The sequence below is a fragment of the Pseudomonas sp. GL_090 genome, from assembly GCF_057837765.1.
This window is the reverse complement of the sequence record NZ_CM174452.1, coordinates 75902-87806: the sequence shown is the minus strand read 5'-3', so window position 1 is coordinate 87806 and position 11905 is coordinate 75902. Positions and strand designations below refer to the sequence as shown.

Here is an 11905-nt window from a genome sequence, read left to right as displayed (position 1 = left end):
AATGATAGCGGGGTGGCCAGAAACGACAAACCCCGGATTTCTCCGGGGTTTGTTTGTTACTGCCTGCGCTGCTCACTGTAGGAGCGAGCCTGCTCGCGATGAGGGCGGTACATTCAACATCTCTGTTGTTCGAAATTGCGCTATCGCGAGCAGGCTCACTCCTACAGGGGGATTTGTGTCAGTTGCTGGAAACTTCGCCGGCTGGCAGCTTTTCCTTGCTGCGCCAGTGCGGCAGGGAGTTCCAGTAGCGCTGGCCCTTGGCGTCGTCGTACATGCCTTCCCAACGAGCGATAACCAGAACGGCCAGGGCGTTGCCGATCACGTTCAGTGCGGTACGGGCCATGTCCATGACGCGGTCGACACCAGCGATGAACGCCAGGCCTTCCAGCGGAATACCGACGCTGCCCAGGGTGGCCAGCAGCACCACGAAGGACACGCCCGGTACACCGGCGATGCCTTTGGAGGTGACCATCAGGGTCAGTACCAGCAGCAGTTGCTGGCTGATCGACAGGTCGATGCCATACAGCTGGGCAATGAAGATTGCCGCGATACTTTGGTACAGGGTCGAGCCGTCGAGGTTGAACGAGTAACCGGTCGGCACCACGAAGCTGCAAATGGCCTTCGGCGCGCCGTAGGCTTCCATCTTCTCGATCACTCGCGGCAGCACGGTTTCAGAGCTGGCGGTGGAGTAGGCCAGTACCAGCTCATCCTTGAAGATGCGCATCAGCTTGATCACCGAGAACCCGAACAGACGAGCGATCAGGCCCAGGATCACGAAAGCGAAGAAGGCGATGGCGACGTAAACCAGGATCACCAGTTTGGCCAGCGGTATCAGCGAGGCGAAGCCGAAGTTGGCCACAGTCACCGCGATCAGTGCGAACACGCCGATCGGGGCGTAGTTCATGATCATGTGAGTGACCTTGAACATGCTTTCCGATACGCCCTGGAACATCTTCACCAGCGGCTCGCGCAGGTCTGCCTGCAGGCTCGACAAACCGAGACCGAACAATACGGAGAAGAAGATGATCGGCAGCATTTCGCCGCGAACCATCGCCGCGAAGATGTTCGACGGGATCAGGTTGAGGATGGTTTGGATGAACGCGTGTTCATGCTGAACCTCGGCCGCCGTGGCCTGGTACTTGGAAATATCCACAGTGCCCAGGGTGCTCATGTCGATGCCGGCACCCGGATGGAACAGGTTGGCCAGCAGCAGACCGACCACGATGGCGATGGTGGTGACGATCTCGAAGTAGATGATGGTCTTGAAGCCGATGCGCCCCAGCTTCTTGGCGTCACCGACGCCGGCAATGCCGACGATCAAAGAGGAAATGACGATCGGGATCACGATCATCTTGATCAGACGGATAAAGATATCGCCTGCCGGTTGCAGAACGTTGCTGATCCACCAGGCTTTTTCGGCACTGAAATGGTTGAGCAGCGCACCGATTGCAATCCCCAATACCAGACCGATGAGGATCTGCCAGGCGAGGCTAAGCTTTGCCTTCTTCATATCTTTACCCTTACTTATTGTTTGACTCAGGGAGATGCGCGAACTGGAACGCTTATGGCGAAAAAGTCCAGTGCATCTGCCCCCCGTATAAGGTGCCCCGGAGCTCGTGTTTGCAGCTCTCTGGCAGGCGAAAAAAGGCGCAACTATTCCGATGCAAGGGAGCGCCGTCTAATGCCGTAAACGCCTACCCCATGCCGAATCGGCATGAGGTTTTTTTAGCGAAACGCGCGTCCCAACCGGTTCGAATACGACATTTCGGCAGGCATAAGTGCCGTGAACCGGCCATCACAGAGCAGATTGAATATTTTTTGAGCAGTGGCCGAGCGTTGGTTTTTCAGCAAAATCCCGCAGGACGAAGGGAAAAATCGCGGCCAAAGAAAGGTGATTTTTCTCGATATACGGTCGCAGATGAAACACCGGGAAAAGTATTTTCCGACGTAACAAGGACAAGGACGAGAAAACAGTGATGAAACGGGACGAGCGCTCTATTTCAAAGTGTTGCTTGATCAAGCCCTTCGCAAGCCCGTCGAGCCTTGGCAGTCCGACGAACTTGCGCAGCAGCTTTTCCTGACCCGGCCCTTGCGCAGGCACTCCCTGTACCTGTAGGTCACTCCGCCCCTGAAACAGGCAGAACGTCCCGACCCCTTGGTCATGCGCCGACCCTCCTCAGGTGGCGCAGGTGGAAAGAGGCGCTGTGACCTCCTTCGTGTACAAATTCTGTCCTGCCAACAAGCCCTGCATGCGCAGGTCAGGCATACCGGGGAAACGCCAGCCCGCATGCCATGGCACTACCGCCCAACAGCAGGGCGGCTGCCAGTGTCTTGAACACCCCTCTCATATCAGCCTCGACCGCGACGGCCAAAGAAGAAGGAGGCAATGAACATCACCAGGAACACGATAAACAGAATCTTGGCGATACCCGTGGCGGTGCCCGCGATACCACCGAAGCCCAGTACAGCGGCGATGATGGCGATGATCAGGAATGTGATTGCCCAGCTCAACATGGTGATTCTCCTTACGCTTCTGTTTAGAGGTGCTGCGTTTTCCCGGCGCATGGGGTGCGGCGGAAGTTTTGCCTAGAACACCCAACGCTCTTGATGACGTATCTCACCCACAGGCCCGGCCTGGTCGACATCCATCATGCGCGTCGGGGTGCTATCGGCCTGCTCGCGGCTGACAGCGCTGAAATGGGTTTGGGCCGGATGCGCAATCGACAGGCATGGAGCTTCCGGCTGCCGGCTCAGCTCCCAGCGCAGAAACTGCTGGCCGCCGATCAGGGTGATCAACAGCGCCAGAACAGCAAACAGTCCTTGCTGGATATGCACAGGCCAGAGGTGCAGGTGGGCGGCATGTTGACGTTTCATCCTGGAGCTCCTGCCACTGGGGGTCGGTATTCGATAGCGGGCGCTTGCTTATGAATGCCCTGGTTAACCAGACAACTGCAGGGCGCATGCCAGCCTTGATTCGAAAATATTTCCTTTAGTATCAATGTGTTATTAGCATCAAAGAAACCACTCCGCGCGCATCCTGCACGATGCCCCTTGTGCCGTCGTGCGTATTGCACGATTGAATTGAAGGAAGGCTTAAATTTTTTGAATTGAGAGGAGGGTGCGCAGGTCAGAGACTCACGCTGGCCGCCGGCAGAGACCGGGTATCAATCAAAAGACCCGCAAAATCATGTGGCTAACCGATGCATCGGATGAGAGCTACTCTGCCTGAACAGGAAAGGCTCAGAATCAATCATGCAACTTGCCCGATTTCTCCGGGACTAAATTAAGATCTTTCATTAAGGAGCGTAGGAAAATGGAATCCGCCACTGAGCATCAAGGCCGCATTCTGCTGGTGGATGATGAGTCCGCCATCCTGCGTACTTTCCGTTACTGCCTCGAAGACGAAGGCTACAGCGTGGCCACCGCCACCAGCGCCGCGCAGGCAGAAGTCTTGTTGCAGCGGCAGGTCTTCGACCTGTGCTTCCTCGACTTGCGCCTGGGTGAAGACAACGGCCTTGATGTGCTGGCCCAAATGCGTATCCAGGCACCCTGGATGCGGGTGGTGATCGTCACTGCCCACTCAGCCGTCGACACGGCAGTGGATGCGATTCAGGCCGGCGCCGTCGACTATCTGGTCAAACCGTGCAGCCCCGATCAATTGCGGCTGGCAGCCGCCAAGCAACTGGAAGTGCGGCAACTTTCGGCGCGACTGGAAGCCCTGGAAGGCGAGGTGCGCAAGCCCCAGGATGGTCTGGACTCCCACAGCCCGGCCATGAAAGTGGTACTCGAAACCGCCCGCCAGGTTGCCACGACCGATGCCAATATCCTGATTCTGGGTGAGTCAGGTACCGGCAAGGGCGAACTGTCCCAAGCCATTCACGGCTGGAGCAAACGCGCGAAAAAATCCTGCGTCACGATCAACTGCCCGTCGCTGACCGCCGAGCTCATGGAAAGCGAACTCTTCGGCCACAGCCGCGGCGCCTTCACCGGCGCCAGCGAAAGTACCTTGGGGCGAGTCAGCCAGGCCGACGGCGGAACGCTGTTTCTCGACGAGATCGGCGACTTTCCCCTGGCATTGCAGCCGAAGTTGCTGCGTTTTATTCAGGACAAGGAATATGAGCGCGTCGGTGATCCGGTGACCCGCCGTGCCGATGTGCGCATCCTTGCGGCCACCAACCTCATCCTTGAGGACATGGTGCGCGACGGTCGCTTCCGTGAAGACCTGCTCTATCGCCTGAATGTCATTACCTTGCACCTGCCACCGCTACGCGAACGCCGCGAAGATATTCTCAACCTGGCCGACCGCTTCCTGGCGCGCTTCGTCAAGGAGTACGCCCGTCCCGCGCGCGCCTTCAGCGACGAGGCCCGGGAAGCACTGCTGGGCTATCGCTGGCCGGGCAACATCCGTGAGCTGCGCAATGTGATTGAACGGGCAAGCATCATCTGTCCGCAGGAACGGGTCGAGATCAGTCATTTGGGCATGGCCGAAACCCCGGTCAACAATGCACCGCACATCGGCGCGGCGTTGAGCCTGGAGGAGCTGGAAAAGGCTCACATCGGGGCGGTCCTCGCCACCGCCGACACCCTGGATCAAGCGGCGAAAACCCTCGGCATCGACGCCTCGACGCTGTACCGCAAACGCAAGCAGTACAACTTGTGAGCATTAGCCGATGAAACTGCCGCTGAAATTGCGGACCCGGCTTTTCCTGAGCATCTCCGCACTGATCACCGTCGCGTTGCTCGGGCTCTTGCTCGGGCTGGTCAGCGTGATGCAAATGGCCGGAAGCCAGGAAGTACTGATCCGCAGTAACTTCATCACCCTGGACCTGGGGCTCAAGCTGCGTCAGACCCTGGGTGATCAACTGATCATCATGCTCAGCGAGAAGCCTGACTCCGCCGCTTTCGCCGCCTCGAAGCAGCATTACTTCGAATTGCTGGAGGAAGGCATCGCCCAGGAGCCGGCAGAAACCGAAAGCGAGCACGGCTTCAGAAAAGCCAAGGCCGACTACGAGAGCTTTATCCAGGCTTATGAAACCTCCCCGGACCCGTCGAATGTGCTCAGCAGCCACGACAACCTGACGGAAAAATTCAACGCGCTACGCAACGGTCTGATCGCCGAGCACAAGCGCGCGCTGGATAACATCAGCGGTACCGAGCGCCAGGCCCGGGAGCAGGCACTGCTGATTGCCGGGTTGCTTGGCCTGGTGGGGCTGGCAGTGCTGATCATCGGCTTCGTGACCGCGCAGGCCATTGCCCGACGTTTCGGGGAGCCCATCGAGGCCTTGGCCAAGGCGGCGGACAATATCGGCCAAGGCAATTTCGATGTCACCCTGCCAATTTCTTCGGCGATGGAACTGAACCAACTGACCCGGCGCTTCGGGATCATGGCCCAGGCGCTGCGCGAACATCAGGCCACCAACGTCGATGAGCTGCTGGCCGGCCAGCAACGCTTGCAGGCCGTGCTCGACAGCATTGACGACGGACTGCTGATGATCGACCGCCAGGGCCATCTGGAACACCTTAACCCTGTGGCCCAGCGTCAGTTGGGCTGGGAGTCCGATCGTCTGGGTCAGGGGTTGGGCACGGCGCTGGAGCGCCCCGAGCTCGATGAGCAGCTGCAACTGGTGCTGCGCGGGGGCACGCTGGAGCGGGCACCGGAAGACTTGAGTGTCGAAGTCGATGGCGAGTCTCGACTGCTGACCTACAGCCTGACCCCGGTCAGCCATACCCAGGGCCATATCCTGGGTGCCGTGATGGTGCTGCATGACGTCACCGAACAACGAGCCTTCGAACGGGTACGCAGCGAATTTGTATTGCGCGCTTCCCATGAGTTGCGCACACCGGTCACCGGCATGCACATGGCCTTCGGATTGTTCCGTGAGCGCGCGCACTTTGCTCCGGACTCCCGGGAAGCCGACCTGCTCAATACCGTGAATGAAGAGATGCAGCGGCTGATGCAGCTGATCAATGACCTGCTGAATTTCTCCCGTTACCAGAACGGTTTGCAGAAACTCACCCTGACGCCGTGCTCCATCGAGGCGTTGCTGGAACAGGCACAGTCACGCTTTGCCACGGCGGCCGAAGAAAAGGAGATCAATCTGCTGGTGGAAGTGCAGGGACCTTTGCCGCGGTTGCAGGCCGACCCGCCACAACTGGACCGGGTACTCGACAACTTACTCGACAACGCCTTGCGTCACACCGGCTCCGGTGGGCGGATACGCCTGCAGGCCCGGCGGCACGGAGACCGGGTCATCATCAGTGTCGAGGACAACGGTGAAGGCATTGCCTACGGTCAGCAGGGGCGTATCTTCGAGCCGTTCGTGCAGGTTGGACGCAAGAAAGGCGGGGCAGGGCTCGGGCTGGCCTTGTGCAAGGAAATCGTGCAATTGCATGGCGGGCGGATAGGCGTCTATTCACGGCCGGGGCAGGGTACTCAGTTCTATATGACGCTGACCGTGTAGATCACCCTCACGCTTCATCATCCAGGCGCCGGCCTCCCCGACGACGCCCCCGGGTAATCAATTCAGTGAACTGCACTGCGCTCAGCGCGCGGGCGAAAAGCCAGCCCTGGCCGAACTTCACGCCTTCGCTGCACAGGAACGCGGCCTGGGCCTCATGCTCGATACCCTCGGCAATCACCTTCAGGTGCAGCGACTGGGCCATGTGAATGATGTGCGGGGCCACGCCGCTGCTGGCGGCGTCATGGCCCAGCGCATCAATGAACGCCTTGTCGATTTTCAGGCAATCGACCGGCAGGGTCTGCAAATAGGCGAGGCTGCAATAGCCGGTGCCAAAGTCATCGATCAACACCTGGTGCCCGACATCCCGCAGCGCTTGCAGGTTTTCCCGGGCCACCACCACATCGACTAGCCCGCGCTCGGTGACTTCAAAGGCAATTTGCCGCGCAGCGACGCGATGCAGGGTCAGCAGCCGCGCCATCACCTGGCCGATCCGCGGAACCATCACATCACACGCCGCGAGATTGACCGAGATGTACAACTGCGGGTTGGCACGCAGCAACTGGCCGAGTTGCTCGAGCAGGCGTTGCAGGACGAAGTCCGTCATCTGGCGAATCTGCCCGGTGTTCTCCGCCATCGGAATGAACAGGTCGGGACTGGTCAGGGTGCCGTCCGGCCTGCGCCAGCGAAGCAGTGCTTCAGCCCCGACACAGTTGCGGCTATCAAGGTCGAAGATCGGTTGATACAGCACCTGCAACTCGCCACGGCGAATCGCCCCGGTCAGTTCGGCGTCCAGCGACTGCCGCTGGCGTACCAGCAGAAACACCAGGAACCCAACACAGGTGCCCAGCCCGAGGCTGGCCGGCAACAACCACCACCAGACCGCCGGGATATGCATGCCGGTGCGTGGGCTGATCAACACCAATTGATATTCCGGGTTGTCGGTGGGCATGCGGTATATCAGGCGTGCCTGGGTGATCTGCAGCGCATCACGGTTTTTCGGTGGCCAGGCCTCGGTCGGCGGCCAGACCTGAGAAGCGCCGAGCACCGGAATCGCGCGCGCGCCATGGTCGAGGACCACCAGTAAGCTGCTGCCCGGCGACAGGTCGACCATATCGGTCAAATGCCCGCGAGAGGTCGCGACCCGAAAATTCCCGCGCCCGAGCATCAGCGCGGCGCGGTTTTCATCGGGTTCGGTGGTGGTGTTGAGCCAATAGCTGTAAGTCGGGCCTTTGATGTCTGGCGATCGACTCAGCGACAACCCTTCCTGGCGGGGGCGATTGGAGCAGATTCGCGAGGAGTCCATGTAGGCGGCTTCGTAGACGAAGCGATAATTGAACGAAACCTGCTGCAAGGTTGCGATCATTTCAGCATCGCAGCCGCGCAACGGTTGCGCTTCAAGGTCGTCAAGACTTTCACGCAATTGACCGAAGAGCTGTTCCAGACGGGCGAGGAAGCGTTCGCCCTGAGCATTCATTTCTTCGCTTTCGTTTTGCTCGACCTGGTGTATGGCGACGAACAGGCTGCCGGCCATCAATAACGTTGCGCTCAAGACAGTAGACATCAGCCCCAGGAACCAGGGGCGATGGAACCAACTACGGAAGGTCTCTCGAGCAGCAGTCATTGTGAAATATCCGAAGGATTACCAATGAGTTATAGCTGCTGATTGGAAAAAAGCCCTGACCGTCGGGCGGGCGTCATTATTTTGTCTGATTCAACACCAACAATAGCGCGGCAGTTTGCGCATCCGGAGTGCCATCGAAGCGCGCCGGACGGAAATGCATCTGAAATGCCGCGATCACATGTCGCGTCGCGACATCGAGCTCGCCGGTTTGTGGCGAAGCATAACCCAGGCGGGCCAACTGCGCCTGAAACCAGCTGATGCTCGGCAACTGCTCGGCGAACAACATTTGCTGGCGTGCCACCGACTGTTCATTCGGCCAGATGCCCAGGCCTTCAAAAGCCAGACGCTTCCAGGGAAACAGCGGCCCCGGGTCCAGCTTGCGCAAGGGTGCGATATCGCTATGGCCAATGATGTCGCGAGGTTTTATGCCGTGACGCTTGCTGATGTCCTTTAGCAACACGATCAACGACTGGACCTGATCTTCGGTGTAGGGATACCACAGGCGTCCGGTCGGGGTGTCCTTGAACCCCGGATTGACGATTTCGATACCGATGGAGCTGGAATTCAGCCAGGTTCGGCCATCCCACTCGCTCTCCCCGGCGTGCCAGGCCCGCACGTTTTCATCCATCAGCTTGTAGATGGTGGCGCCCTTGTCGTCACCGATCAGGTAATGGCTGCTGACTTCACCGTGGGTCAGCAATTGCAATGAACGCTCCAGCGAGGCATTGGTGTAATGCACCACCACAAATTGCACGCGGCTGTCGTAATTGGCCGAAGGGTGGCTAGTGTCGAAACGAGGACCGCTGGCACAGCCGGCAAGCACAATCAGCGATACGATCAGAGCAAAATATTTCATGGCGAAAGGCATTACACACAAGACAATAATGCAACAGTGTAACGTAATGCCTTGCTGGCAGACGGTAATCCCATCGAATTAAACAAAATGGAACAAATAACCGTCAGCTGGGTTCCACCCGGTTGCGGCCGGCATTTTTCGCGCGATACAGCGCCTGATCGGCTCTTTTAAGCACCTGATCGCCATGTTCACCCGGCCTGAACGCCGTCATCCCGATAGACACGGTGATGGTCACCGGCTCTCCCTTGAAGTGGAACGGGCAGGCCTCAATGGAGGCCCGCAAGCTTTCCAGCAACTTCAGCCCCGCCGCCGGCACCGTGGATGGCATTAACAGCACAAACTCCTCGCCGCCAAACCGGGCAATGAAATCCGTCCCGCGCAGCCGCTTGCGCAACACGCTGGCAATGATTTTCAGCACTTTGTCACCGGCCAGGTGCCCGTAGTTATCGTTGATGCGCTTGAAATGATCGAGGTCGAGCATGGCCAGCAACAGCGTGTTGCCATGTTGCTGCCATCGTGTGACTTCATGATGCAGGCGCTCGCTCCAGGTCGCGCGGTTGGGCAGCCCGGTCAACGGGTCGACCAATGCCTTCTGCCGCTGCTCTTCTAGGTGCTCGCGGTAACCCTGGGCCTCCTGTTCCATATGGGCGACCCGCTCGGCCAGACTGTGCAGGCGCGCAGCGACTTCTTGCTCACGCTCATCGCGCTGCTTCTGGTGCTGATCCATGGTGCCCAGCAAGCCTTCGAGATGGTTTTCCAGTACGTGCTTGAGATCTTCCAGGTCCGCGGCTTCCTGCATGCTGCTTTGCAGGCCATCGACCTGTTCGCGGATCTGCGTGTCCATCTGCCGCGCGGCCGAACGGTTGTCGGCGTGTCCTGCGGTGGCGGCCTGCAAGTTGCTCTGGAACGATTCGAGGCGCTCGTTCAGTCGTTGCAGATAGGCTTCGAACTCATGCTGGCCGCTGTCGGTAATGGCCAGCATCAAGGTGGCGAAGTCGTCGAGGATCGGCAGCAACTCGTACCAGTTCAGACCGTTTTTCAGACGATCGCGCATGGATTCGGCTTGCGGGCGATGACGCTCGGGCAATGTCAGATCGTCGAGTAGCCCCAGCAGCGTGTCTTCGATGTGGCTGGCCACCGAGCTGTAGGAGGGCTCGGGGGAATCCGGGAGTGCGTAGAGAATGTCGTGTTCGGAGGGTGCCTGATCGACGGCGGCTACGTCCTCCATGGGCATCGGAGGTAAAGGCAAGCTATCGGGCGATGCTTGCACGGTCAGCTCGTCTGGGTTTGATTCCGACTCAGAAAGCGTCGAGATGGTTTCCGGTGTCGGTTGCTCGGCCGGTTCGATTTCTATCGCGGCGGCACTGGCCGGTTGAGATTCCACAGCCGGGGAGGCAAAAGCCACGACTGCCGGAGCAGGCGCAGCCACGGTTGGCTCGGTCGGTGCGGAGTCGTCTTCAACCCGCTCAGCAGGGGGAATCTCGAAAGTTGCCGCAGGGTTCTCGGCTACAGGGACCAGGTCAGGAGAAATAACCGTTGATGCCGCCTCCTCCGCTTCACGACCGCCGAACAACCGCTGCAGCAAGCCCGGCCGGCCGTTCTCCGTCGGGGTCTCCAGCTGGCTCAGGGCTTGGCCCTGCAAGCCACTCAGCTCGCTGAGCAGCAAGGGTATCTCACGTGCCTGACTGACCCGCGCCTCCAGCTGCTTGGCGAAACTCTTGAGTGGCCGGCTCACATCCCGCGGCAGCGGTAATGTTTGCAATTGCGTGACCAGCGCAGTCAGGGCGGCACTGGTCTGGTTGACCCGGGTTTCCCGTCGCTGCTCCGAGTCGAGCACGGCTTTTTCCAGGCGTGGAATCAGCGCGGCCAGGCCGGCGTCCATGTCATCGGTGCGCACGACCTCGCGCATTTCCTTCATGCATTGGTCAACCGCGCGGTCTGTACCTTCCGCCGCCAGGGTGCTGCGCACCAGCCCGCGACGCAGCAAGTCGAGCCGCGCGTCCCAGCGACGTTCGAGCTTTTCCTGTTGTTCGATGCTTTTGAGGTATTTCTCTTTCCAGCGCTGTGCTTCGTCGCTCATTCATGGGATCCGCGAGGGGCAGGACTCAACGCGGGCAATGCATCGGCCGTGAGCGAACCCGGCAAACGAATCTCTACCGCGACCGGCAGGTGATCGGAAATGGGCTGTGCCAGCACCTCGACCTTTTCCAGGGTCAGGCTCGGGCTCAGCAGGATATGGTCCAGGCAACGCTGTGGGCGCCAGCTGGGAAACGTCGCTTCCAGTTGCGGCGCGAGCAGGCCGAGATCGCGCAACGGGGAATGTTGCAGCAGGTCACTGGCATGGGTGTTCATGTCGCCCATCAGTACCTGATGCTTGTAGTCGCCAATCAACTCGCGGATATAGGCCAGTTGCAGACTGCGTGCCCGGGCGCCCAACGCCAGGTGCATCATGACCACCACCAGTGCTTCCGGACCTTCGCCGAACCGTACCAGAATGGCTCCGCGACCCTTTGGCCCCGGCAACGGATGATCTTCAATTGCCCACGGGCGCAATCGGCTGAGCACGCCATTGCTGTGCTGGGCCAGGCGACCAAGATTGCGATTGAGTTGTTGATACCAGTAGGGAAAGGCACCGAGCTGGGCCAGGTGTTCGACCTGATTGACGTAGCCTGATCGCAGGCTGCCGCCATCAGCCTCTTGCAAGGCGACCAGATCGAAGTCGCCCAGCAGATTGCCGATTTTCTGCAGATTGTCGGCACGCCCGGTGTGCGGCAGCAGGTGCTGCCAGCCCCGGGTCAGGTAATGCCGATAGCGCTCGGTACTGATGCCGACCTGGATATTGAAACTGAGCAAGCGCAGACGACTGTCTGCGGGCAGGCCCGTGGACTCCAGATGATGTTCGTTGACCCGCGGATCATGCAGGCCAACGATGCGTTCAGTGCCCCATCGGCGCATGGCAGTGACTGC

The 11905-nt window shown here is 59.5% G+C and carries 10 protein-coding genes; 2 read left to right on the top strand and 8 right to left on the bottom strand.

What is annotated here, in order from left to right; genetic code table 11:
- Positions 1–178: 178 nt before the first annotated feature.
- The 4 genes from gltP to AC3ITA_RS00405 form a co-directional block, all read right to left on the bottom strand.
- On the bottom strand, positions 179–1510 hold the full coding sequence (gene gltP, locus AC3ITA_RS00420; RefSeq protein ID WP_095942963.1) for a glutamate/aspartate:proton symporter GltP: 1332 nt from the start codon (positions 1508–1510) through the stop codon (positions 179–181).
- A 285-nt stretch (positions 1511–1795) separates the two neighbouring features.
- Positions 1796–2101: a hypothetical protein gene (locus AC3ITA_RS00415; protein WP_489279086.1), complete on the bottom strand. Its 306-nt coding sequence runs from the start codon at positions 2099–2101 to the stop codon at positions 1796–1798.
- A 248-nt stretch (positions 2102–2349) separates the two neighbouring features.
- Positions 2350–2514 carry a DUF1328 domain-containing protein gene (locus AC3ITA_RS00410; RefSeq protein WP_095942964.1) on the bottom strand — a complete coding sequence of 55 codons (165 nt, stop codon included), beginning with the start codon at positions 2512–2514 and terminating at the stop codon, positions 2350–2352.
- 72 nt (positions 2515–2586) lie between these two features.
- On the bottom strand, positions 2587–2874 hold the full coding sequence (locus tag AC3ITA_RS00405) for a hypothetical protein (protein WP_095942965.1): 288 nt from the start codon (positions 2872–2874) through the stop codon (positions 2587–2589).
- Positions 2875–3313: 439 nt separating this feature from the next.
- Between AC3ITA_RS00405 and algB the strand changes: the two genes are divergently transcribed.
- Both algB and AC3ITA_RS00395 read left to right on the top strand, forming a co-directional pair.
- Positions 3314–4660 (top strand): sigma-54-dependent response regulator transcription factor AlgB, encoded by a 1347-nt coding sequence (gene algB, locus AC3ITA_RS00400; RefSeq protein WP_150671863.1) that lies wholly within the window; start codon positions 3314–3316, stop codon positions 4658–4660.
- 10 nt (positions 4661–4670) lie between these two features.
- Positions 4671–6461, top strand: a complete 1791-nt coding sequence (locus tag AC3ITA_RS00395; RefSeq protein ID WP_489279083.1) for an ATP-binding protein — start codon at positions 4671–4673, stop codon at positions 6459–6461.
- 7 nt (positions 6462–6468) lie between these two features.
- Here the strand turns inward: AC3ITA_RS00395 and AC3ITA_RS00390 are convergent, their stop codons facing one another.
- From AC3ITA_RS00390 to AC3ITA_RS00375, 4 genes are all read right to left on the bottom strand, one after another.
- Entirely contained in the window at positions 6469–8082 is a 1614-nt protein-coding gene (locus AC3ITA_RS00390; RefSeq protein WP_095942968.1) for an EAL domain-containing protein, read from the bottom strand.
- Between the two features lie 76 nt (positions 8083–8158).
- Positions 8159–8938, bottom strand: a complete 780-nt coding sequence (locus AC3ITA_RS00385) for an N-acetylmuramoyl-L-alanine amidase (RefSeq protein WP_095943056.1) — start codon at positions 8936–8938, stop codon at positions 8159–8161.
- A gap of 103 nt (positions 8939–9041) precedes the next feature.
- Positions 9042–11018 carry a GGDEF domain-containing protein gene (locus AC3ITA_RS00380; protein ID WP_489279080.1) on the bottom strand — a complete coding sequence of 659 codons (1977 nt, stop codon included), beginning with the start codon at positions 11016–11018 and terminating at the stop codon, positions 9042–9044.
- On the bottom strand, positions 11015–11893 hold the full coding sequence (locus AC3ITA_RS00375) for an endonuclease/exonuclease/phosphatase family protein (protein ID WP_057712592.1): 879 nt from the start codon (positions 11891–11893) through the stop codon (positions 11015–11017). Before AC3ITA_RS00375 ends, AC3ITA_RS00380 begins: the two co-directional genes overlap by 4 nt.
- Positions 11894–11905: the final 12 nt, after the last annotated feature.

Bases quoted from the DNA above. Each gene is read 5' to 3' on its own strand.
- AC3ITA_RS00385 (WP_095943056.1), bottom strand. From the start codon at position 8,938: ATGAAATATTTTGCTCTGATCGTATCGCTGATTGTGCTTGCCGGCTGT.
- AC3ITA_RS00390 (WP_095942968.1), bottom strand. From the start codon at position 8,082: ATGACTGCTGCTCGAGAGACCTTCCGTAGTTGGTTCCATCGCCCCTGG.
- algB (WP_150671863.1), top strand. From the start codon at position 3,314: ATGGAATCCGCCACTGAGCATCAAGGCCGCATTCTGCTGGTGGATGAT.
- AC3ITA_RS00410 (WP_095942964.1), bottom strand. From the start codon at position 2,514: ATGTTGAGCTGGGCAATCACATTCCTGATCATCGCCATCATCGCCGCT.
- AC3ITA_RS00395 (WP_489279083.1), top strand. From the start codon at position 4,671: ATGAAACTGCCGCTGAAATTGCGGACCCGGCTTTTCCTGAGCATCTCC.
- gltP (WP_095942963.1), bottom strand. From the start codon at position 1,510: ATGAAGAAGGCAAAGCTTAGCCTCGCCTGGCAGATCCTCATCGGTCTG.
- AC3ITA_RS00405 (WP_095942965.1), bottom strand. From the start codon at position 2,874: ATGAAACGTCAACATGCCGCCCACCTGCACCTCTGGCCTGTGCATATC.
- AC3ITA_RS00375 (WP_057712592.1), bottom strand. From the start codon at position 11,893: ATGCGCCGATGGGGCACTGAACGCATCGTTGGCCTGCATGATCCGCGG.
- AC3ITA_RS00380 (WP_489279080.1), bottom strand. From the start codon at position 11,018: ATGAGCGACGAAGCACAGCGCTGGAAAGAGAAATACCTCAAAAGCATC.